General features: G+C 61.7%; 22 protein-coding genes and 4 tRNA genes. 1 reads left to right on the top strand and 25 read right to left on the bottom strand.

What is annotated here, in order from left to right:
- Positions 1–95: 95 nt before the first annotated feature.
- The 25 genes from AB0I57_RS15900 to AB0I57_RS15780 all read right to left on the bottom strand — a co-directional run bounded on the left by AB0I57_RS15900 (position 96) and on the right by AB0I57_RS15780 (position 22200).
- Complete coding sequence (locus tag AB0I57_RS15900; protein WP_358337536.1) at positions 96–3602, bottom strand: DNA-directed RNA polymerase subunit beta; 3507 nt, start codon at positions 3600–3602, stop codon at positions 96–98.
- A 587-nt stretch (positions 3603–4189) separates the two neighbouring features.
- Positions 4190–5044 (bottom strand): hypothetical protein, encoded by an 855-nt coding sequence (locus AB0I57_RS15895; RefSeq protein WP_358336968.1) that lies wholly within the window; start codon positions 5042–5044, stop codon positions 4190–4192.
- Between the two features lie 56 nt (positions 5045–5100).
- On the bottom strand, positions 5101–5658 hold the full coding sequence (locus AB0I57_RS15890; RefSeq protein WP_358337533.1) for a hypothetical protein: 558 nt from the start codon (positions 5656–5658) through the stop codon (positions 5101–5103).
- A 133-nt stretch (positions 5659–5791) separates the two neighbouring features.
- The gene (locus AB0I57_RS15885; protein WP_358336966.1) at positions 5792–7039 is read right to left on the bottom strand and encodes an MlaD family protein; all 1248 of its coding nucleotides are present in this window, start codon (positions 7037–7039) and stop codon (positions 5792–5794) included.
- Positions 7036–8325, bottom strand: coding sequence for an MCE family protein (locus AB0I57_RS15880; protein ID WP_358336963.1), 1290 nt, complete (start codon positions 8323–8325; stop codon positions 7036–7038). The genes AB0I57_RS15885 and AB0I57_RS15880 overlap by 4 nt, the downstream gene beginning before the upstream one ends.
- Positions 8322–9581, bottom strand: coding sequence for an MCE family protein (locus tag AB0I57_RS15875; protein ID WP_358336960.1), 1260 nt, complete (start codon positions 9579–9581; stop codon positions 8322–8324). The genes AB0I57_RS15880 and AB0I57_RS15875 overlap by 4 nt, the downstream gene beginning before the upstream one ends.
- A complete protein-coding gene (locus AB0I57_RS15870) occupies positions 9581–10576 on the bottom strand; it encodes an MCE family protein (RefSeq protein WP_358336957.1) in 996 nt (331 codons plus the stop codon). The genes AB0I57_RS15875 and AB0I57_RS15870 overlap by 1 nt, the downstream gene beginning before the upstream one ends.
- Positions 10573–11652: an MCE family protein gene (locus AB0I57_RS15865; RefSeq protein ID WP_358336954.1), complete on the bottom strand. Its 1080-nt coding sequence runs from the start codon at positions 11650–11652 to the stop codon at positions 10573–10575. Before AB0I57_RS15865 ends, AB0I57_RS15870 begins: the two co-directional genes overlap by 4 nt.
- Positions 11649–13007, bottom strand: coding sequence for an MCE family protein (locus tag AB0I57_RS15860; protein ID WP_358336952.1), 1359 nt, complete (start codon positions 13005–13007; stop codon positions 11649–11651). Before AB0I57_RS15860 ends, AB0I57_RS15865 begins: the two co-directional genes overlap by 4 nt.
- Complete coding sequence (locus AB0I57_RS15855; protein ID WP_358336949.1) at positions 13004–13864, bottom strand: ABC transporter permease; 861 nt, start codon at positions 13862–13864, stop codon at positions 13004–13006. The genes AB0I57_RS15860 and AB0I57_RS15855 overlap by 4 nt, the downstream gene beginning before the upstream one ends.
- 4 nt (positions 13865–13868) lie before the next feature.
- Positions 13869–14663 carry an ABC transporter permease gene (locus AB0I57_RS15850; protein WP_358336946.1) on the bottom strand — a complete coding sequence of 265 codons (795 nt, stop codon included), beginning with the start codon at positions 14661–14663 and terminating at the stop codon, positions 13869–13871.
- 9 nt (positions 14664–14672) lie between these two features.
- Positions 14673–15749, bottom strand: a complete 1077-nt coding sequence (locus AB0I57_RS15845) for an ABC transporter ATP-binding protein (protein WP_358336943.1) — start codon at positions 15747–15749, stop codon at positions 14673–14675.
- A gap of 299 nt (positions 15750–16048) precedes the next feature.
- On the bottom strand, positions 16049–16441 hold the full coding sequence (gene rplL, locus AB0I57_RS15840) for a 50S ribosomal protein L7/L12 (protein WP_358336940.1): 393 nt from the start codon (positions 16439–16441) through the stop codon (positions 16049–16051).
- A 78-nt stretch (positions 16442–16519) separates the two neighbouring features.
- The gene (gene rplJ, locus AB0I57_RS15835) at positions 16520–17065 is read right to left on the bottom strand and encodes a 50S ribosomal protein L10 (RefSeq protein WP_358336937.1); all 546 of its coding nucleotides are present in this window, start codon (positions 17063–17065) and stop codon (positions 16520–16522) included.
- A 487-nt stretch (positions 17066–17552) separates the two neighbouring features.
- Positions 17553–18269 carry a 50S ribosomal protein L1 gene (rplA, locus tag AB0I57_RS15830; protein ID WP_358336934.1) on the bottom strand — a complete coding sequence of 239 codons (717 nt, stop codon included), beginning with the start codon at positions 18267–18269 and terminating at the stop codon, positions 17553–17555.
- A 129-nt stretch (positions 18270–18398) separates the two neighbouring features.
- Positions 18399–18833: a 50S ribosomal protein L11 gene (rplK, locus tag AB0I57_RS15825; protein ID WP_005252095.1), complete on the bottom strand. Its 435-nt coding sequence runs from the start codon at positions 18831–18833 to the stop codon at positions 18399–18401.
- Positions 18834–18892: 59 nt separating this feature from the next.
- Positions 18893–19642, bottom strand: coding sequence for a transcription termination/antitermination protein NusG (gene nusG, locus AB0I57_RS15820; RefSeq protein WP_358336931.1), 750 nt, complete (start codon positions 19640–19642; stop codon positions 18893–18895).
- 59 nt (positions 19643–19701) lie between these two features.
- Positions 19702–20145, bottom strand: a complete 444-nt coding sequence (gene secE, locus AB0I57_RS15815; RefSeq protein ID WP_358336928.1) for a preprotein translocase subunit SecE — start codon at positions 20143–20145, stop codon at positions 19702–19704.
- 31 nt (positions 20146–20176) lie between these two features.
- A tRNA-Trp gene (locus AB0I57_RS15810) sits at positions 20177–20249 on the bottom strand.
- Between the two features lie 185 nt (positions 20250–20434).
- The gene (gene hadB / locus AB0I57_RS15805; protein WP_358336925.1) at positions 20435–20860 is read right to left on the bottom strand and encodes a (3R)-hydroxyacyl-ACP dehydratase subunit HadB; all 426 of its coding nucleotides are present in this window, start codon (positions 20858–20860) and stop codon (positions 20435–20437) included.
- Complete coding sequence (gene hadA / locus AB0I57_RS15800; RefSeq protein WP_358337530.1) at positions 20847–21332, bottom strand: (3R)-hydroxyacyl-ACP dehydratase subunit HadA; 486 nt, start codon at positions 21330–21332, stop codon at positions 20847–20849. Before hadA ends, hadB begins: the two co-directional genes overlap by 14 nt.
- Before the next feature lie 174 nt (positions 21333–21506).
- Positions 21507–21674: a 50S ribosomal protein L33 gene (gene rpmG / locus AB0I57_RS15795; protein ID WP_005252089.1), complete on the bottom strand. Its 168-nt coding sequence runs from the start codon at positions 21672–21674 to the stop codon at positions 21507–21509.
- Between the two features lie 61 nt (positions 21675–21735).
- Positions 21736–21808 (bottom strand) — tRNA-Met (locus AB0I57_RS15790).
- Positions 21809–21853: 45 nt separating this feature from the next.
- Positions 21854–21926, bottom strand: a tRNA-Thr gene (locus AB0I57_RS15785).
- Positions 21927–22114: 188 nt separating this feature from the next.
- A tRNA-Tyr gene (locus AB0I57_RS15780) sits at positions 22115–22200 on the bottom strand.
- Between the two features lie 191 nt (positions 22201–22391).
- Here AB0I57_RS15780 and AB0I57_RS15775 point away from each other — a divergent pair.
- Positions 22392–22883, top strand: a complete 492-nt coding sequence (locus tag AB0I57_RS15775; protein WP_358336923.1) for a YajQ family cyclic di-GMP-binding protein — start codon at positions 22392–22394, stop codon at positions 22881–22883.
- Positions 22884–22915 lie beyond the last annotated feature (32 nt).

Genomic DNA, 22915 nt, shown 5'->3' with positions numbered 1-22915 from the left:
ATTGTGGATCAGCGGTGGCCGCCGATTCCTGACTGCCAATTCCAAATGTGGACTACGCCCCCGGGCCGTGATCTCCACGGCCCGGGGACCGAAAACTAGTTCGCGAGGTCGTCGACCGTCGCCGCTTCGTTCCTGGACAAGTTGATGCCCAGGTTCGCTGCCGCCCGTTCCAGGTCCTCATCGTCGGCGTCGGCCATCGCGATGGCGGCGCCGTCCGAGGACAGCACCTCCACGTTGAGGCAAAGCGACTGAAGCTCCTTCAGGAGCACCTTGAACGACTCGGGAATGCCCGGCTCGGGGATGTTCTCGCCCTTGACGATGGCTTCGTACACCTTGACTCGACCCACCACGTCGTCCGACTTGATGGTGAGCAACTCCTGCAGCGTGTAAGCCGCGCCGTAGGCCTGCATCGCCCAGCACTCCATCTCACCGAAGCGCTGACCACCGAACTGGGCCTTACCACCGAGTGGTTGCTGGGTGATCATCGAGTACGGGCCGGTCGAGCGAGCGTGGATCTTGTCGTCGACCAAGTGATGCAGCTTGATGATGTACATGTAGCCGATCGACACCGGGTACGGGAACGGCTCGCCGGAACGGCCGTCGAACAACGTGGCCTTTCCGTCGGGCGCCACCATGACCTCGCCGTCGCGGTTGGGCAGCGTCGAACCAAGGAGGCCGATGAGTTCGTCTTCCTTGGCACCGTCGAACACCGGGGTGGCGATGTTGGAACCGGCGGGAGCCGCCAGCATCTCCTCCGGCAGGCTTTCGGCCCAATCGGGGCGTGAACCGTCAGTTGCGACCGATACATTCCAGCCGGACTTGCCGATCCACCCCAGGTGAGTCTCGAGAACCTGACCGATGTTCATACGACGCGGCACACCGTGGGTGTTCAGAATGATGTCGACCGGGGTGCCGTCGGGAAGGAACGGCATGTCCTCCTGGGGAAGGATCTTGCCGATGACACCCTTGTTGCCGTGACGGCCGGCGAGCTTGTCGCCGTCCTGGATCTTCCTCTTCTGTGCCACGTAGACGCGGACCAGCTCGTTGACTCCGGGGGGCAGATCGTCATCGTCCTCGCGCGAAAACACGCGAATACCGATGACCTTGCCGGTCTCACCGTGTGGAACCTTCAGCGACGTGTCGCGAACTTCGCGAGCCTTCTCACCGAAGATGGCGCGCAGCAGTCGCTCCTCCGGGGTCAGCTCGGTCTCGCCCTTCGGTGTGACCTTTCCGACCAGCACATCGCCGTCACGAACTTCCGCACCGATACGGATGATGCCGCGCTCGTCGAGATCGGCGAGAACTTCGTCCGAGACGTTCGGGATGTCGCGAGTGATCTCTTCGGCGCCGAGTTTGGTGTCGCGAGCATCGATCTCGTGCTCCTCGATGTGAATCGAGGTCAAGACATCCTCTTCCACGAGGCGCTGCGACAAGATGATCGCGTCCTCGTAGTTGTGGCCTTCCCACGGCATGATCGCGACGAGAAGGTTCTTGCCGAGTGCCATCTCACCGTTGTCGGTGCAGGGGCCGTCCGCGAGAACCTGTCCGACCTCGACGCGCTGGCCCTCGTCCACGATCGGACGCTGGTTGGCGCAGGTCCCCTGGTTGGAACGTGCGAACTTGCGCATCCGGTAGGTCCTGCGGCTTCCGTCGTCGGCCATGACCGTGACGTAGTCGGCGGAGACCTCCTCCACGACACCGGTCTTGTCGTTGACGACGACGTCGCCCGCGTCGACGGCCGCACGCAGCTCCATACCGGTACCGACCAAAGGTGCCTCACTGCGAACGAGCGGCACCGCCTGACGCTGCATGTTCGCGCCCATCAATGCGCGGTTGGCGTCGTCATGCTCGAGGAACGGGATCATCGCGGTCGCGACGGACACCATCTGGCGAGGAGAGACATCCATGTAGTCGATGTCCGCGGACGAGACGTACTCGACCTCACCACCCTTACGACGGACGAGGATCTTCTCATCGGTGAAGTGACCGGCGGCATCGATCACGGAGTTGGCCTGCGCGACGACGTGCCGGTCCTCCTCATCCGCAGTCAGGTAGTCGACCTGATCGGTGACCTGGCCGTCGACGACCTTGCGGTATGGGGTCTCGATGAAACCGAACGGGTTGACCCGCGCGTACACCGACAGTGAACCGATCAGACCGATGTTCGGACCCTCTGGGGTCTCGATCGGGCACATCCGACCGTAGTGCGAGGGGTGCACGTCGCGGACCTCGAGACCGGCGCGCTCACGGGACAGACCACCCGGACCGAGGGCGGACAAACGACGCTTGTGCGTCAGCCCCGACAGCGGGTTGTTCTGGTCCATGAACTGCGACAGCTGGGAGGTTCCGAAGAACTCCTTGATCGCGGCTACTACGGGCCGAATGTTGATCAGCGTCTGCGGGGTGATTGCCTCGACATCCTGAGTGGTCATGCGCTCACGTACCACTCGCTCCATACGGGACAGGCCGACCCGGATCTGGTTCTGGATGAGCTCACCCACCGTGCGCAGACGACGGTTTCCGAAGTGGTCGATGTCGTCGACCTCGACGGGTACGGTGACGCCGCCAGGAGCGGTCATCTCGCTGTCACCGGCGTGCAAACGCACCAGGTACTCGATGGTGGCGACGATGTCTTCCTCGGTGAGGGTCGACGCGACGATCGGCTGCCCGGTGTTGAGGCCGAGCTTCTTGTTGATCTTGTAGCGGCCGACGCGAGCCAGATCGTAGCGCTTGTCCTTGAAGAACAGGTTCTCCAGGAGCGTCTGCGCGCTCTCCTTTGTCGGCGGCTCGCCCGGACGCAGCTTGCGGTAGATGTCGAGCAGAGCCTCGTCGGTCCCTGACGCGTTGTCCTTCTCGAGGGTGGCCATGAGGATCTCCGAGAAACCGAAACGCTCGGTGATCTGCTCGGTGGTCCAACCCAGAGCCTTCAACAGCACGGTAACCGGCTGACGACGCTTGCGATCGATGCGGACACCAACGGTATCGCGCTTGTCGACGTCGAACTCGAGCCACGCACCGCGGCCCGGGATGACCTTGACGCTGTGCAGGGTCTTTTCAGTGCCTTTGTCGATCGTCTCGTCGAAGTAGACACCAGGGGAACGCACCAGCTGCGAGACCACGACACGCTCGGTGCCGTTGATGATGAACGTGCCCTTGTCGGTCATCATCGGGAAATCTCCCATGAAGACCGTCTGGCTCTTGATTTCACCAGTGTTGTTGTTGATGAACTCGGCGGTGACGAACAACGGGGCCGCGTAGGTCATGTCCTTGTCTTTGCACTCGTCCACCGAGGCCTTGACCTCGTCGAAGCGCGGGTCCGAGAAGGACAGGGACATAGAGCCGGAGAAATCCTCGATCGGAGAAAGTTCCGCGAGAATGTCCTCCAGGCCACCTGTGACGGTGTTGTCGCCGCGTGCCTCGGCGCGTTCGCGCCAGCTCTGCGCACCGATCAACCACTCGAAAGAATCAGTTTGTACATCGAGGAGCCCGGGGACTTCGAGGGGTTCACGAATCTTCGCAAAGGAAACCCTCTTCGGGGCTCCGGGGATTCCGGAAACTGCCTTGGTCTGGCTAGAGACTGCCAAGATGCGTCCTTCCAGCACCTCACGCGGGCCGCTCTTGCTGTTGCGACCGCCGCTGTATCTGCTTCGAATTTCGCCGCTTACAACCCGAACGAAACTCGCCACAGTTGCTGAAGAGTGATTCCTTTGCAGCGTTGCGGACGAGAGGTGGACAGGAGGCAGCCAGCGCAACGTCCAAAAGTACACCCAAACTCAACAAATGTCGAGTCGGGTCCCCAAACAGCACCCAGTGGGGTGCGCGGCCACATCAATGCACGTGGGCACGCAATAGAGTGACGGGTGATCAACGCGGCGTCAAGCGTTAGGGCGCATGTCGTGTGTTTTCACTGTGATCACGCACCTTCCCGGTCCCCTGTCACAGCCGCTGGCTTCGGCGAGCGACCTGCACACCCGATCGCCTCCCCCACCCAGGCCTGCCCGTCACCGACATACCTATGTTCCTGCACGCTCGCGCCCACGACGGCTCCGACTAGTCAATTCCATTGCAAGAGTGTGCAAATCACGACTCATCCGCCCTCTGTCGGGCGTGCGCCGATACCCGTCATCCACGCGTTGGACGTCCCCTGGCGTCCAGCGGCCGCGCAGCCTTCAGCCTGCGCGTCAGCCGACTAGCCCTCGCTGTCGGAAATATAGGACAGCAACCACTTGCCGTCGATCTTCTCCATCTTGATCGAGAGCGGGGTGGCCGCACTGCCGATTGCCACCGAGTCTCCAGTCGCGCTTACGTTCATGTGGGCGAGAAGTTCGGCCCGGTCGCCGTCGAGCACCGTGACGCCTATGTCTGTGACCATCGCCTCAGTGGCCGTCTTCGTCTGGATTGCAGCTTCTTTCGTGATGTCAGCAGTCGAGTCGAACTCCTCGCGTCTGGCGTCGTCAAGATACTGTCGAGCGTTGTCGAAGTCTTGGTCGATGGTCTCGTAGTTGTAGGTGTACAGCGCCTCGATCGCCTCGGTGCCCGCTCTGGTCACCTCCGCGGTCGCGCCTTGGTCAACCCACGCGGTGTTAGCGATGTTCGCCCCCGGCCTGAACGCCGCCACCACAGCGAACACGCCCAACACAACCGCAGCAGCGCCGAGAATCCCTACGACCGTCCATGCGATCTTGTTGTTCCCGCTCGACTCCCCGACCTCGATGGTGGGTGGAGGCTGGTTCGTACCGATCTCCGGCTGAGTGTTCGTGGCCTCGATCTCGCCTGGCGACGCCGTCTCGGTCGACACCGGCTTCTCGGGCGACGCCGGCTTCTCGGTCGAGACCGGCTTCTCGGTCGAGACCGTTTTCGCTTCAGCAGCCTTTTCCGCCGGATCCGGCTCGTTTGTGCTATCCGGCTCCTTTGCCGGATCAGCCGGCTTTGCAGACGCCGCCGAACCCCCCGTGTTCGGCGTTGCCCTACGTGTTCCCGCAACGCGGGGACGCCGGCCCCTCGCAGCGCTGCCCGGCACGTTCTTACGGGGCTTGGGAGGCATAATTCACCGCTTTCTCACTACATGACTCGCCGACGGGTCACCGGAGCACATCAGGTCTACTGGCCGCCGGTATCGCTATCGGGTGCCGGTGTCAGATCGGTGGGGGCGGGAGCCACTGGGATCCGACCCTCCTCTAGCGGAATCCGTCCACCAACCGGCTCGACCGATGACGCCTTCCAAACCCCGTCAACGTCCTCGACACCCAGTCGCATCGTCACCTTGGCCCTGGTGAACCGGTCCGGCCACGTTGTCGTGACCGCCACAACGACCAGCGCTTTCGCCGTGCGATCGTCTGTGTTCAGTTCGGTCAAGGTGCCCTGAATCAATTCGGCCCTGCTCGACGCCCCCGACTGACGCATCTGGTCCGTGAGCCCGTCGATCGTTGCCTGAAGATCCTGGTTCATCTTCTCGCCTGTGATCGAGGACTTCATGTTGTCGAAGGACCCCAAGATGTCCGCAGAATCCACCGTATTGAGGTTGATTGCTGCCTGTTGGGCACCGGTCAAGGCCGAGTCCCGCGCGTCCGCGATCGGTTTGTCCACGAACAGCGCGCGTGCCCACCCGTAGCCGAACCATCCGGCTGCGACGACAGCGATCACCACCAGCGCAGTCACCACGCCGAACATTGCATTGAGAGTTGTGTTCTTCCCCGGAGCAGATTGTGCTGACTCCGGGTCGGTGGCAGTTCGCGTCACGCCAATACCCTACTTATCGTTTTCTTCTACTCACGCCCGGTGGAGACCGATGCTACTTGGGGGTAACGCCGAGGAGCGGTGCGAGTTGCGTAGCGATGGGGTTCAGGTTGAGGGTGTCGGGCATGGCCTTCGGCTTGTAGTCCCATGGCTGAATCGTTTCCGGATCGGCGAACACGATTCGGTCTGCACTACGCACGCCAGTCACACTGCCCTGGGGCACATCGCAACTTGCCTCGGTGTTGAAGGGGAAGTCCTGCTGGGTGTCGTCGAAGTCCGGGTCCTGCCGCTTCATCTCGGCCAGGATCTCGTAGGTCCCTTCGTAGCCGATGGTGCACGAAGGTGGATTGTTGGTTTCCAAGACGATGCCTTGGTGCACCGTTCCATCCCCCGGTGCCACGGTTCCCGCGGACGCGGCGATGGCCGGCAGGAATATCAGGATGGGACGGAGAGCGATTGCCCGTGGACCCAGTTCTTCTGCCAGTGCGGCAAGGTTCGTCAAGTCGGTGGTGAGGTTCGGACCGGTCTCATCCACCAGCCTTCCAAGCTCGTCGCTCGCCGGAATTCCCTGGTCGATGATCGAGCGGATGTCGGGGTCACTGGTCCGGAGCTGTGCTGCAACGGCGTCCAGGTCCGAGCTGAACTGCACGATCGCCGACGACTGATCGGTCTGCGTCGCTAGCACCGTCTCACTATCTCTGATCAGGGACAACGTCTGCGGGAGTACGTCGAGCCCATCCTGCGACAAGGCCGAGAGCGAGTCCGCCAACGTCTGCAGATCGTCACCCCTTCCGTCGAAAGCCGCTCCCAGTTCGGTGACGACTGTGCGCAGCGGATCGATCGGCACTGACTTGACCAGGGTGTCGGTAGCCAACAGCAGCTCCTCCACGGCAACAGGTGTAGTGGTGTCGTCCTGGTCGATCACCGAGCCATTGCGGAGGAAGGGGCCTTCATCGCTGTCAGGCTGGAGGTCTACGTACTGCTCTCCGATCGCGGACCGGTTGGCGACCACCGCCTTGGCCGACGCCGGAATCTCCGACCAACTGTTGGAGATCTTCAGCTGAACGTTGACACCGGTCGAGGTGAGCGATAGCTCGCCCACGCGACCGACCGGAACACCGCGATACGTGACCTCGGCGTTGGTGAAGATTCCGCCCGAGTCCTTGAACTGCGCGTTCACGTCGTACTCACCGAACCCGAGCAAGTTGTCGAGTCGGACATACTTGGCTCCGACGTAGACCAACCCGAGCACCGCCACGACGGCGAACGCGACGAGCTGGATCCTGACCACTCGCGACCTCATTGCCCACCTCCGATTCCGAACTGTTCGAGCAGTCCTGTGAGCGGATTCTGCGGAGACTCCGACTCGCCTGCTGGGATGTCATCCTCGCCGTCCGCGGGTGCCGCTTCGGGAAGATTCGGGTCCGACACAGGCGTCGGGGCGGGAATCGTCGGCAGAATCGGAAGTAGCGACACGGTTGGCCAACCTGGTTTCGGGCCATTGCCGTTGTAGTACGGGTTCGACGGGTCGACGATCGGCTTCGGTTCGCCGAACTTCGGTGGAACGTACACCGGGTCGCCCTGACCGACTCCGAGGGCGCTCAGCGCGTTGCCGATCTGAAGATCGATCGACAGGAACAGGTTCACCGATCCGCCGAGCGCGAGCTTCTCGATACCGTCCGGGAATGGGAGCGTCGGTATGAATGCGAGTGAATTCGGCAGGTCGTCGCCCGATTCGGCGAGTGCCCTCAACGTCGGACGGAGGGCAAGGAGGTCGGCGATCAGATCATCCTTCGACCGATTGATCACGTCGGTCCCGACTGCGCCGAGCTGGTCCAACTGCACGAGCAGCTGGGTGAGCTGCGGACGCTGTTCGTTGAGTACGTCGGCCGCAATCGGAAGCTCGTCGAGGATGAGCCCGATCTTCTCGTTCTGTTCATCGACTCGCGTGGTCAGCGTCCCGAGACCGTCGAGGGCGCGCGTGATGTCGTCGCGCTGCTGGTTCAGACCGTCTATGAGGGTGTTCGCCTGTTCGAGCAATCCCCGCACTCGATCCTCACGCCCGTCGAGGGCGGCGCTGAGTTCGTGCACGATCGGCTGCAGCTGGCCCACACCGCCACCGTTGAGAAGCAACGACAGCGCACCGAATACCTGCTCGATCTCGGTGGCCTGCCGGGTTCGGTCCAGATCGATCCTGTCGCCGTCCTCCAGTCGCTCGGGATCCTTGTCACCTGGTGGTTCGGACAGCTGCACGAACTTCTCGCCGAGCAGGCTGGTCTGATCTATTGCAGCGATCGTATTGGCCGCAAGATCGACCGAAGAGTCGATAACGACCTCGACGTCGGCCGTCCACCCATCTGGTGCCACCTTGATCGATTCGACCCGGCCCACAGGAACCCCATCGACCTTTACAGCCGACTGCGGCACGAGGTCCAGAACATCTTCGAACTGGATCGTCAGATGCATGGGATTGCTGCCGATTTCAGGCCCTCCCGGCAGAGGAATTCCGTAGATCCCCTCGGACGAGCAGGAACTCACTGCGACAGCCAATGCACAAGCACCGGCTCCAAAAATTATCGGCCGCTTCACTGGCCCTCACCACCCAGCACACCTTCTAGTCGCGGCGACACGACACCTGGCACCGTGCCGGGCGTGACCATCCGCTGGATGTTCTCCCCACTCATGATTCCGAACGGAAGCACAAGCGACGGAGACGATGTCGCTCCCTTGATATCCGAGGCGATAGTCATGCAGTTGTCGATCAGAGGCTGCATCTGCCGTCCGAGTTGCTCGAACTGCGGATCGCCGGGCTTGAGCTGGCCTAGGTCGATCAGCTTGCACAAGAGGGCGGCAGGATTCTCCAGATCCGGCAATGCCACACGCGAGGCCAGGGTTCCTGACTCCGCATCGTACGAGTTGGCCAGGTTACTGATGGCCAGCGGAAGCATGGTCAGCGAGTTGACCAGAGCCGTTCGGTTGTCTGCGAGCGTTTGCGTCACCGGAACCAAGTCGTCCACATTCTTCGCAACTATCTCCCTGTTGTCCGCCACGAACCTCGCCACGTCACCGAGCGCAATCGCCAGTTGGTGGAGGGCAACACCGAGGTTCTCCCGCTCCCCCGCCAAGAAACCCGTGAGATCCGAGAGCTGCGAATTGAATTCGCGAACTTGCTGGTCGTTGGCCGCCAGCGCACCCACGAACACCTCGAGGTTCTTGACGGTGTCGAACAGGTCGCCGCGACCCTCGTTCAGCGTACGGGCTGCGTCTGAAAGGTTGCTTATGCTCTCTCCCAGCGCCTCTCCGTTTCCGTCGAGGTTTGCGGCGCCGGTCTCGATGAACTGCGACAGCGCCCCGTCCTTGTTCGCGCCGTTCGGGCCCAGAGCGTTCGAGAGCTGATCGATGCTCTCGTACAGCTGGTCCACCTCGACGGGAGTAGCCGTGTTCCCACGCTCGATGATCGTGCCGCTCTCCATCTTCGCCCCTCCCGTGTAGACGGGCGTGAGCTGAATGTAGCGGTCGGACACCACGGATGGAGTGATCTGGGCAGCCTTCGCGTCTGCGGGAATGTCCACTCCGCGATCGACCCGCATCTCGACCTTCACCTGTTCGCCCTGCGGTTCGACGCTGTCGACAGACCCGACCTTCACGCCCAAGACACGAACATCGGAGCCCTGATAGATGCCCACCGACTTGTCGAAGTAAGCGGTGATCTTCGTGGTGCCTGCTCGGGCGAACAGCCACCACACTCCGCCCGTGATCACCAGCGCTGCGACAACGATGCCGGCGATGAGCGCGATCAAGCGGCGGCGTCCACCGCGAGCTGCTGCGTTCAGGACGTCTATCATCAGTTACCTTCCAACCGACGGCTGGGTTCACGCGTGCCGGAAAAATCAGGTATCGACGGCGGCAAGACATTCACAACGGCCTGATCGAACCAGCGGCCGTTGCCGACCACGTTGGTGTAAAGGCGAATGAACGGCTCGTACAGTTGGGTTGCCCGGGCCAGGTTCTCGTCGTTTTCCTTGAGGATCTCGACAACGCCATTGAGCTGTTCGAGCGCGGGGCCGAAGGCCTCCTCATTCTCACGAACCAGTTCGGTCAATTGCACTGACAGCCTTTGCGTTCCGGTCAACAATTGCGAAATCGCCTGCTGGCGGTAGTTCAGCTCGGCCAGCAGCGGTCCGGCGTCACCGATCAATCGGTTGAACTCGGCATTGCGGTCCGCGAGGATCGTCGTGGTCTGGCTGGTCGCTTCGAACAACTTCCGCAGTTCCTGGTCGCGACTCGCGATCGTCTGTGACAGCCTGCTCACGCCGTCCAGCGATGCCCGGAACTCAGCAGGTGTCCCCTCGAAGGCCTGAGACAGCGTCGTCAAGCTCTCCGCGAGCTGATCGGAGTCGATGTCGCCAACTGTCTCAGCGGTCGCCGAGAAAGCCTCGATCACGTCGTACGGAGAAGTGGTGCGCTCCAAGGGGATCACATCGCGTGGATTCAACGTCTTCGAACCACGCGGCTCGAGGGCTAGATATTTCTGGCCGAGAACCGTTTTGATCTGAATCGAGGCCGACGTCTCGTTGCCGACCCACGCATCCGACACCTTGAATGCCACATCGACGCGGTCACCGTCGAGTTCTACCGAAGTGACCTTTCCGACCTTGACACCAGCGATCCGGACCTCATTGTTGGGCTTGAGACCCGCTGCCTCTTTGAACTGGGCATGGTACGTCGATCCGGCGCCGACGATCGGCAACGAGTCGAGGAAGAAGGCCGAGACCGTGACCAACAGCACTACGAGAATGCCGAGGGCTCCAGCCACCGCCGGGCTGCGACGTCTGCTCATCGTGATTGCAACTCCTGTAGCCCTTCTTGAGTGCACCGTTTCGCCGAGTTCGTGTAAATCGGCTCATTGATGGTGGGCAGGCCGGTGGGCAAGTTCAACTGGGGCGCGGTACCTGGCCCTGCGACGATGTCGATCCCACAGAGGTAGAACTGGAACCAGGATCCGTAACTCGCTACCCGACCCAGCTTTTCGAGCTTGACCGGGAGCGTCCCGAGGACACCGTTGAGCGTTTCAGAGTTGCGATTCAGCGTGGTGGCCAACGTGTTCAGCGACGAGATGGATTCGGTGATCGAGGGCCTGGTCGGTTCGAGTAGATCGGCCGTCGCGTCGGTAAGTCCCGCGAGAGAGGTCACCGCCGATCCGACCGTATCCCGCTCGGCTGCCAACCCCGTGACGAGTTGCTGAGTGTTGACGATCAGCGAATCGAGTTCATCGTCACGTTGATTCACCGTGGCCAGCACGTTGTTGAGGTTGTCGATCACCGTACCGATCACCTGATCTCTGTCGGCGATCGTATTGGTGAGGCTTGCCGTGTTCCTGACGAGATCCTCTATCGTTCCCGCCTCACCTTGGAACACCTGGATGATCTGGTAGGACAGCTTGTTCACGTCGTCTGCGCTGAGGGTCTGGAACAGGGGCCGGAATCCATCGAACAATGTGGTGAGGTTGACGGCCGGATTCGTCCGCTCGATCGGAATGGTGTCGCCACCAGTCAATCGCACATCCTGCGGGCCCTCGCCTTGTTCGAGTGCGATGTAGCGCTGCCCCACGAGATTCCGGAACCGGATGGTTGCGGTGGTGCCGGCCGGAAGCCAGTCTCGTTCCGCCACCGTGAACTCGACCTTCGCTTCACGCTCGTTGTGGATCGCGATGTTCTCTACCTGACCCACTCGCACACCGGCGATTCGGACCTCATCTCCCTCGTTCAGCGAGGTGACATCCGAGAAGATCGCGTTGAACTTGGTACCGCCCCCACCGCCTAGGTTGGCAATGGTGGCCGCGAGCAGACCTGTCGCCAAGATGGTGACCACAGCGAAGACGATCAGCTTGGTCAGTGGCGCTGCCAGGCTCTTCACTTGAAGCTCACCTCGGTCCCCCTCATGGCCGGCGCACCGACGAGCGTCGTCCAACTCGGCACGTCCTCAGGCGCGATACCGCCGGCCTCGCCGTAGACAACGTCCAACGTGTCCTGTTCCATCTTCGAACCTGCGTAACTGGCCGGCGTGACCTCGGCTCCGTACCCCGGGACCTGGTCGGGGACACCGGCGGGCGGAGGCAAGAACTCTATGCTCGACGGGCCCGGATTACGGGAAGGAACCTGGTAGGCGCCGTCGTTGTACGAAGACCCGCCTGGATACTGCGGGAAGTGTCCGCCGGGTGCTGTCACATCGTCATAGCAGGCGGGTCCACGGTCGTCGAGCAGCCGTGGCTCATCCTGGTTGGGCAGGTATCGACCCTTCGGGTTGACGAACTGAATGGTGGCCCGTGCGCCCGGATACGGATCGTCGAGACGCAGCAATTCGAGAGCGGTTGGTGCAGTCTTCGCGAATCCTGCGAAAGCACAACCGAAGGTCGGTGAGTAGCGACCGAGAAGTTGCAGTGCCTCGCGTGAATCTGCAGCGAAACCGACGATCGAATCCGCGTTGGTCCGCAGGAGATCCGCGGTGCTCGTCGAGGTACCGGTCAGCGAAGCGAGCAGTGTGGAGACCTCGTTCTGCTTCTCCACGACGGTATTTCCGGTAATTCGCAGGTTGTCGAGCGCGTCGACCAGATCGGGCGCAGCCTCGGAGTACGTCTGCGAGAAGTCCGCCAGGCCGCGCAGATCCGCTTGGATTGCCGGAAGTTCGGTGTTCAGTCCACTGAAGATCTCTTCGAGACGGTCGATCGACAAACCGAGTTCGGTGCCGCGCCCGCTCAGGCCCTGGGCGAGGGCGCCCAGTGTATTCGCCAAATCGTCCGGCGGAATCGCCTGGAGTAGCGGAAGCAGATTGTCGAGAACTTCGCCGATCTCGATAGCGTTCCCGCTCTTGTCCTGATGCAGCGTGTCACCGGATTGGATCGAGGGAGCGCCGATCTCCTCCGGAAGGATGAGCGACACGTAGCGCTCACCGAACAATGTCTTGGGCAGCAGGCGCGCCGTCGAACCGACCGGGATCAACTCCGCCTTGTCCGGCTGTATGGCCAGAGACAGGGTGACCGCACCTTCGCTGGCTGACGTCGATCGGACCTCACCGACGATCAGACCGCGGACCTTGACGTCTGCGTTGGAGGGAAGGGAATTTCCGGCGGAGTCGGTGAGGAGATCGACCTCGACGACCTTGGTGAACGACTTGTTGTATATACCGATGGTGACGGTCAGGAACAGCGCGAGAACCAGAAAGAACACCAGTCCCAGCACTCTTTTGCGCACAACTGACACGGTGTTGCTCATCCGGCCACCCTCACTGTGGTAGTCGTGCCCCAGAGGGCGAGACTCACGAAGAAGTCGAGAAGGGCGATGGTGATGATCGCCGTACGGACCGCCCTACCGACGGCCACACCCACTCCAGCGGGACCGCCGGACGCGTGGTAGCCGTAGTAGCAGTGGACCAGGATCAACACGAAGGCGAAGATCAGCACCTTCACGAAGGAGTAGAGGACGTCTTGCGGTGGTAGGAACAGGTTGAAGTAGTGGTCGTACGACCCTGTCGACTGACCGTTGAACACCGTGGCGATGGTGCGGGATGCGAGATAGGCAGCCAGCAGGCCCACGATGTAGAGCGGGATGACGGCGACAAACCCCGCAATCATGCGAGTAGTGACGAGGAACGGCACGCTCGGCACCGCCATGACCTCCAGGGCGTCGATCTCTTCCGAGATCCGCATGGCACCGAGCTGAGCGGTGAACCCACAGCCGACAGTTGCCGAGAGCGCCAGCGCCGCAACGACCGGAGCGAGCTCACGAGTGTTGACGTACGCGGACAGGAAGCCGGTGAGGACCGAACTGCCCAACTGTTCGAGCGCCGCGAAGCCCTGCAGTCCGACAACGACGCCCGTGAAGCCGGACATCATCGCGACGACTCCGATGGTGCCACCGATGACGGCGAGGGCGCCCGTGCCGAACGTGACTTCCGCGAGCAGTCGGAGCACTTCCTTGCGGAAGTGCACGAGTGTGTGGGGAAGCCAGGCGATTGCCCTGGCGTAGAAGGACATCTGGTCGCCGGCCTGATCGAGCGCATTCAGCGGTGCACGACCGACTCGTCGTGCGGTCATCAGAGTCCGGTCACCGCGGCCCTTTGCGACTGTCATCGGGTCACGATCCCTTCGCCGGAACGATCTGGAGGTACACCATGGTCAGAATCAGGTTCGCGAAGAACAGCAACAAGAAGGTGATGACCACCGACTGGTTGACCGCTTCGCCGACGCCTTTCGGCCCGCCCTTCGGGTGGAGTCCCTTGTACGCAGCAATCACGCCCGCAATGAGACCGAAGACAGCGGCCTTCAACTCACCGACCCAGAGGTCGGGAAGTTGCGCGAACGCCGAGAAGGAGGCGAGGTACGCACCGGGGTTACCGCCCTGGAGGACGACGTTGAAGAAGTAGCCGCCGACGATACCGACCACGGACACAAGGCCGTTGAGTAGAACCGCGACGAGAACCATGGCCAGCACCCGAGGGACGACGAGTCGCTGAATCGGGTTGATACCGAGAACTTCCATGGCGTCGATCTCTTCGCGGATCGTCCGCGCACCGAGATCCGCGGTGACCGCTGAACCGGCCGCACCCGCCACGAGCAGTGCAGTCACCATCGGTGCGCCCTGCTGGATGACGGCGAGCACGCTGGCCGCTCCCGTAAATGATTCTGCACCAAGCTGTTTGATCAGCGATCCGGTCTGCAGTGACACCACTGCACCGAAGGGAACTGCGACCAGCGCTGTCGGCAGAATCGTGACACTCGCGATGAACCAGGCCTGTTCGATGAACTCACGGAACTGGAACGGCCGCTTGAACGCGTTGCGCACGACCTCGATGAAAAGTTCGACTATGTTGCCGGCCTGCGTCAGCGCGCCGTCGACCGGCCGCAAGACCGAGTTGCGGGTAAGAGCCATCCTTTGTGCCTAACCTTGCCCGCTAGTGGTGTTTTCGTACCCTTCGCCCTGATATACAGGGATGACCTGCGTCTCGTCCTGGCTGTAGGCATAGTCGTCGACGCTGGGAGTCTCGTCGAGGCTTTCCTGGATAGCGATCTGTGCACTCTCGGGCAATGTGTGCATGATGTGCCGCACTCGTTCCTGCCTGCGGGCGACAGCCTGACGGAACGGCATCCCGGGGGTCGCCCTCATCTGCGGGACGATTCCCTCGATGTCGTCCACGCCACCAGCGTGATGCCCGGCGTCGACCAGCGCCTGCTCGTGCGCCATCTGCGCCTCGTCCTTCTCCTCCGACATTCCGATCGGCCCGATCATCGTGCCGTTGAGGAACTGCTTGACCACCGGCTCCTCACTGGTGAGCAGCACCTCTCGCGGCCCGAACATCACCAGCTGCCGGCGAAAAAGCATGCCGATGTTGTCCGGCACCGTGCGCGCCAGGTTGATGTTGTGTGAAACGATCAGGATCGTCGCGTCGATCTCGGCGTTGATGTCGATCAGCGTCTGGCTGATGTAGGTGGTGCGCACCGGGTCCAGGCCGGAGTCCGGCTCGTCGACGAGAATGATCTGCGGATCAAGGACCAGCGCACGGGCAAGGCCTGCACGCTTGCGCATTCCACCGGAGATCTCGCCGGGCAGTTTCTCCTCCGCCCCGAGAAGGCCGACGAGTTCCATCTTCTCCATGACGATCTTGCGGATCTCGGACTCGGACTTCTTCGTGTGCTCCCGCAACGGGAATGCCACGTTGTCGAACAGGTTCATCGATCCGAACAGGGCACCGTCTTGGAACAGCACACCGAACAGCTTCCGGATTTCGTACAGTTCCTTGGTCGAGCACTCCAGGATGTTGGTGCCATCGATCACGATCGATCCCTGCTCCGGACGAAGCAGACCGATCAGCGACTTCAAAAATACCGACTTGCCCGTGCCCGACGGACCCAGCAATGCACTTACCTCGCCTGCGGGGAGAGTCAACGTGACGTCTTGCCAGATCCTCTGCGAGCCGAAGGACTTGGTCAGTCCCTCTACGGCTACTTCGACTCCCACCGATACCTCCGCGACGTCCGACGAACACACTCCATATGGGCCGGGTCACCCTATCGCATCGAAGTGCCATCTGTAACGGGGCATACTACTCATGGGTAAGGAAGGATGCCAATCTCCCGCTCGTCCCCCTAGCCCACGTATAAGCTGTTCTGTTGCTGTGGATCTGCCGCCCGTGCGCACCCCGGCTCGGAGTGCGTTGACGAAGCAGGTTCGAGAGCACAGACGACAACGGGGCCACCCCCCACGAATGGGGAATGGCCCTCGTCGTCTGCGCTCAGGGCGACGCGGAAGCGCTCGTCTTACTTGACGGAGATCTTCGCGCCTGCGGCCTCGAGCTTTTCCTTGGCGGCATCGGCAGCGGCCTTGTCGACCTTCTCCAGGATGGGCTTCGGAGCACCCTCGACGAGGTCCTTGGCTTCCTTCAGGCCGAGGCCGGAAACGACCTCACGGACGACCTTGATGACCTGGATCTTCTTGTCACCGGCCGACTCGATGATGACGTCGAACTCGTCCTGCTCGTCAGCAGCTTCGGCTCCGGCTGCAGCCGGAGCGCCACCCGCAGCCGCAACCGCAACCGGGGCGGCAGCGGTGACCTCGAAGGTCTCCTCGAATGCCTTCACGAACTCCGAGAGCTCGAGGAGGGTGAGCTCCTTGAACTGGTCCAACAACTCTTCGGTGCTGAGCTTCGCCATTGTGGCGGTCCTTCCTGTAAGTCCCATGTCGCTGATCCGCGACCGGGTGGGGGTTTAGCAGTGATGCGCGGGTGCGGATCAGCTTTCGGCTGCGGCCTCGCCAGAAGCGTCTGCAGCCTTCTTTTCCTGCAACGCAGCGGCCAGGCGGGCCACCTGCGACGCGGGAGCGTTGAACAGGCCTGCGGCCTTTGCCAAGTTGCCCTTCATCGCGCCGGCAAGCTTGGCCAACAGAACCTCGCGGGACTCGAGGTCCGCGATCTTGTTGACCTCGTCCACGGACAGCGCAGCGCCATCCATGTACCCGCCCTTGATGATGAGAGACTTGTTGTCCTTGGCGAAGTTCTTCAAGGCCTTCGCAGCATCGACGGGCTCGCCCTTGATGAATGCAATGGCGGTCGGACCGACGAAAAGGTCATCAAGGCCCTCGACGCCCGCCTCTGCGGCGGCACGCTTGACCAGGGTGTTCTTGGCGACGGAGTAGGTGGCACCTTCTCCGAGAGCGCGTCGCAGCGTCGTGATGTTGCCCACCGTCAGACCACGGTATTCCGTGATCACGGCAGCGGTCGAACCCTTGAACTGCTCGGTGATTTCCGCGACCGCGGAAACCTTCTCAGGCTTTGCCATACTTCGCCTCCTCTCATGACTGTCGTTGTTCCACCTCGGAACCGCCGCGCACTTCCGGGAGATTCCGGAGCGCCCGAGCCACGACATACGAAACGCCCCGGTGCAGGCACACGGGGCGTGAGGAAGCGATACGATCGCGGCGCGAAACCACAACCGAAGAGCATCCCCCTACCTCGTCCTCCTGCGTGGGCCGCCGAGCATTCCCGGACTTTCAATCGCACCCTTGCCAGGTGCAATCACCAACGGTCTTCGGTAGAACATGATTTGGGGTGGAGTTCACAATCTGCATTGGACTCCGCAGTGCAGCCTACGGCATTGCGGGTGCCGCCGCCAACTGGACCCCCGTCACCCACGGATCCGACCTCGTGCCGACCACCGCACAAGCGTCATCTGGTCCCACCGAGCGCTGACTTGCAGGCGCTCAAAAAAATTCGGCCGGTACGAGATTCTCGTACCGGCCGAATTCTGCGAACTCCTGTGGAAGCCCTTAAGCTTCAGCGTCCTCGAGAAGGTTGCGCGTACGGTTCGGGTCCACCGGGATGCCCGGTCCGGTGGTCGTCGATACCGTGACCTTCTTGACGTAGCGGCCCTTCGCGGAGGACGGCTTCGCACGCAGGATCTCATCCAACGCGGCGCCGTAGTTCTCCACCAACTTGGTGTCGTCGAACGAGGCCTTGCCGATCACGAAGTGCAGGTTGGCCTGCTTGTCGACGCGGAAGTTGATCTTGCCGCCCTTGATGTCGGCGACAGCCTTCGAGACATCCGCCGTCACCGTGCCGGTCTTCGGGTTCGGCATCAGGCCACGCGGTCCGAGAACACGGGCGATGCGACCGACCTTGGCCATCTGATCCGGCGTTGCGATCGCAGCGTCGAACTCGACCCATCCACCCTGGATTCGCTCGATGAGTTCCTCGGCACCGACTGCGTCGGCTCCAGCTGCCTCCGCCTCGGCAGCCTTCTCGCCGACGGCGAACACGATGACGCGGGCGGTCTTACCGGTGCCATGCGGCAGGTTGACGGTGCCACGGACCATCTGGTCCGCCTTGCGGGGGTCGACGCCCAGGCGGACGGCAACCTCCACGGTCGCATCCATCTTGCTCGACGACGTCTCCTTCGCCAGCTTCGCAGCCTGCAGTGGGCTGTAGAGCTTGGTGGCGTCAACCTTCTCAGCGGCGGCCAGATACGCCTTGCTGCGCTTTGCCATTATCTTCTGTCCTAACTTCTCACCACGATGTGTCTTCTACCGCGGTGGTGAATGGTTCAGTAGTGGTCCGGGCCTGGCAGACCCTCCCACGCTTTCTTCGACTACCGTGCCGACGTCAGGTCGGACGACTCAGCCGTCGACCGTGATGCCCATCGAGCGCGCGGTGCCTGCGATGATCTTGGCGGCCTGCTCGATGTCGTTGGCGTTGAGGTCTTCCTGCTTGGTCTTCGCGATTTCGCGTACCTGGTCCATCGTCACCGATGCAACCTTGGTCTTGTGCGGCTCACCGGAACCCTTCTGCACGCCTGCAGCCTTGAGTAGCAGCTTGGCAGCGGGAGGGGTCTTCAGCTTGAAATCGAAGGTCCGGTCTTCATAGACCGAGATCTCGACCGGCACCACATTGCCGCGCTGAGACTCGGTCGCCGCGTTGTAGGCCTTGCAGAACTCCATGATGTTCACGCCATGCTGACCAAGCGCAGGACCCACGGGCGGCGCAGGATTTGCCTGACCGGCCTGGATTTGAAGCTTGATGAGCCCGGCGAGCTTCTTCTTCTTGGGGGGCATCTCGGTTTCCTAATTCTTGCTGGGTGTGTTCTTGCTACTGCAATGCAAGTGTGTAAGTGCTAGATCTTCGCGACCTGCGTGAAAGACAACTCGACCGGGGTCTCGCGGCCGAAGATCGAAACGAGGACCTTGAGCTTCTGCTGTTCGGCATTGACCTCGCTGATACTGGCGGGAAGCGTCGCGAACGGGCCATCCATGACGGTGACCGACTCGCCGACTTCGAACTCGACCTCGATGAGTGGCTTCGCGGCAGTCTCTGCACCGGGCTCTGCCGCCGCAGCTGCCGGGGCGGTGACCGGCTTCTTCTGCTCCTGCTGCGGGAGCAGGAATTTCACCACCTCATCGAGCGACAGCGGAGACGGGCGCGAAGTGGCGCCGACGAATCCGGTGACACCGGGTGTGTTGCGCACAGCTCCCCAGGACTCGTCGTTCAGCTCCATACGGACGAGGATGTAGCCCGGCAGAACCTTCCGGTTGACCTGCTTGCGCTGTCCACCCTTGATCTCGGTGACCTCTTCGGTGGGAACTTCCACCTGGAAGATGTAGTCACCCACGTCGAGGTTCTGAACACGGGTCTCGAGGTTGGTCTTGACTTTGTTCTCGTAGCCGGCATAGGAGTGGATGACGTACCAGTCGCCCTCGGCCCTGCGCAGCGCGGCCTTGAACTCGGCAACCGGATCCTCTTCGGCTGCGGTATCCGCGGCGTCGATGCCCTCCTCGGCAGCCTCCACATCCACGTCGGCTGCCGCCTCGGCAGAAACACGCTCTTCGGCCGAGGCCTCATTCGTGTCGTACTCGGGGGTGCTCACTGGGGCACTCGCTTCCTCTCGTCACTCACCATACTTCTGCTCCGCCGAAGCGGATTCCGTCAACCGAACAACCAGGTGACGCCCCTGATGACCGCGATATCCAGCACTCCGATCAACGTCACCATGAACACCAGGAATACCAGAACGACGCTGGTGTAGGTGATCATCTGCTTGCGATTGGGCCAGATGACCTTGCGGAGTTCCGCAATGACCTCGCGGAAGAACCGGCGTAGGCGCTTGAAGATATTGTCCCTGCGCGGCTTGTCGGCGCGGTCCTTCCTCGCGGGCTTGACCTTGGTATCCGGTTTCGGGCGTTCCGGAGACTTCACGGAACCCGCAGCGACCTCGACACCTGCCGACGAACGACGCCCCTGACGCTTCCCAGTGGGCTTGCCCGAGGGAGTGTCGGAACGCGTGGTAGCGCTGGCCTCGGTGCTTTCGGCACCATCTTGGCGCGTCGACCCTGATGTGTCGCCGTCGCGCGTGGTGCGCTCCTTGCTCACGTCGTTCCTCTCAGTCGCTGACATCCGGGAGCAGGGGCGACAGGACTTGAACCTGCAACCTGCGGTTTTGGAGACCGCTGCTCTGCCAGTTGAGCTACGCCCCTTTGGTCGGGTGACCTGATTACCGTCTAACGGTGAACCAGCTCCGTACCGACCTCTCTGCGATCACATAACACGCGCGCTACCCATGCCGGCCAAACATCACCGTAGGGCAGCGCGCAGCGCTCAGTAATCCCAGAAATCTCAGTGTACTTCAAAGCCCCGGAACTAACCCAATCCGCCCGGGCTGTCAGGCCAGACGGACCGTTGCGGTAGCACGACCGAAGATCTTCTTTCCCTCGGAGCGCGCCACGATCGCGACTACTGCTGTCTTGCTTTCCTCGTCGAGTGATTTCACCTTGCCGGTGAACTCCACTGCGGCGGCCTTGTGAGCCTCCACGAACACTGGGCTCGTGAATCGAACGTTGTACTCGGCCACTGCACCGGGATCGCCCAGCCAGGACGAGACGAATCCGCCTCCCAAGCCCATGGTGAGCATCCCGTGCGCGACGACATTGGGCAGGCCGGCCAGCTTGGCGACCTCGTCACTCCAATGAATCGGATTCGGATCACCGGACACGCCGGCGTAGTGAACCAAGTTCCCTCGCGTCAGGGTAACCACCCGTTCGGGAAGCTCGTCACCCACATTGACCTCTGCGAACTTACGAAGCGACATGCATCATCACATCCTTGACAGCGTGGGCGATGTTCTCGTCGACCTCACCGCCGGTTCGACCGACCAGCGTGGTCCACGAGGTCAGGACGAGATCATCGTTCTGATCCGTGATGACGTTCTTGGTGACGATGATGTCGCTGCCCGCGACCTGCCGGAACGAGTCGAGGTAGACGTCACAGAAGAGTCGGTCGCCTGCCGTGATCGGCTTGTGGAACACGAACCGCTGGTCGGTCTGCATGATCTGGCTCAGGTCGTACCCGGTAACGATCTCCTCGAAGAGGCGACGCTGCGCGATGGCACCCACGATCGAGACGAAGGTGAGCGGTGCGACGAGGCCGTCGTACCCGAGGCCCCTCGCTGCGTCCTCGTCGTAGTGCGCGGGGTGGGTGTCCTGCACCGCACGCGCGTATTCACGGACCTTCTCGCGACCCACCTCGTAGAAGTCCTCTACGCGGTAGTGATGGCCAACCATCGCCGACGCGTGCGCGGCCGGATCCAAGGGCTCGTCGGCCTCCGACACTGTCCACGCCGGCTCGGTCGTCACATCGATATCGGTCACGCGATACAGTCCCTTCCAACCTGGAACGCCCGTCCGCTCAGGGAGCCTCTAGAACTCCTTCACGAACGCTGTCCTGCCTTGATCTCGTTACTTCGACTCTCGGTGCGACTGGTGAGTTCCGCAGTTCGGGCAGAACTTCTTGATCTCCAGGCGATCGGGGTCGTTGCGCCGGTTCTTCTTTGTGATGTAGTTACGATGCTTGCATACCTCGCAGGCCAAAGTGATCTTTGGCCGAACATCGGTCGAGGAGGCCACGGGATGCCTTCTTTCGGGTGTATCTGATTACGATCAATCAGGTTGGGTCGTGCCTATTGTGTAGCGGTGACCGGACTTGAACCGGCGACGCAACGATTATGAGTCGTTTGCTCTACCAACTGAGCTACACCGCCTCGGTGTCGAGTGTCGCGCACAACGCGTCCCACTTCAATCCAGCGAGCCCCCTAACGGAATCGAACCGTTGACCTTTTCCTTACCATGGAAACGCTCTGCCGACTGAGCTAAGGGGGCGTGCTTCGCTCGCACATCATTGCGCGTTCGAAGACTTGAAGAGATTACACAGAAGACGCTTCCAGAACCAAATTGCCTGTTCAGTGACTTCCAGCATCGTCTGGCCCAGTTTCGTCACAACCCTCGGTCGGGACGATCGCGGCCCAGACAACCGAGCCCCGGGGAGCTTTCGCTCCCCGGGGCTCGGTTGGTGGCAGGTGTAGGATTCGAACCTACGTAGGCTTACGCCGACGGATTTACAGTCCGCTCCCATTGGCCGCTCGGGCAACCTGCCTGGTTACAGTTCGGAGCAAAACCCGCTCCTGGCTGCGGATGGAAGAATACAACGAACCGCCCCCACTTTTGCAAACCGGGTGGATACAGACGGTTACAACCCGATACCGTCGAAGCGGCTGAGCGAGATTTACGGAAAAGCCCTGCCGGACTCTCGGTGGGGAAACACGAGACGAACACCTGGAGTGTGAAGTGGCTGATTCTTCCTTCGACGTGGTGAGCAAGGTTGACCGTCAAGAGGTCGACAATGCGCTGCATCAGGCCGGCAAGGAACTGTCGACTCGATACGACTTCCGCAACACGGGAGCATCGATCGAATGGTCTGGCGAGGAAACCATCACTCTGACAGCTGACAGCGAGGAGCGACTGGTCGCCGCGCTCGAGGTCTTCAAGGAAAAGTTGATTCGGCGCGACATCTCGCTCAAGGCATTCGACGCCGGCGAGCCGGCACAGTCCGGAAAGATCTACAAACTGTCCGGCAGCCTCGTCCAAGGCATCACGACAGAGAACGCCAAGAAGATCTCCAAGAAGATCCGCGACGAAGGCCCCAAAGGGGTGAAGGCACAGATCCAGGGTGACGAGCTGCGTGTGAGCAGCAAGAAACGCGACGACCTGCAGGCTGTCATTTCGCTGTTGAAAGGTGAGGACTTCGGGATCGCCCTGCAGTTCGTAAACTACCGCTGATGTGCGATTCGTTGGTCAGCGCACGTTTGCTG

The sequence above is a fragment of the Rhodococcus sp. NPDC049939 genome (genome assembly GCF_040656415.1).
Lineage (GTDB): Bacteria > Actinomycetota > Actinomycetes > Mycobacteriales > Mycobacteriaceae > Rhodococcus_F.
This window is presented reverse-complemented; position numbering and strand designations above follow the sequence as displayed.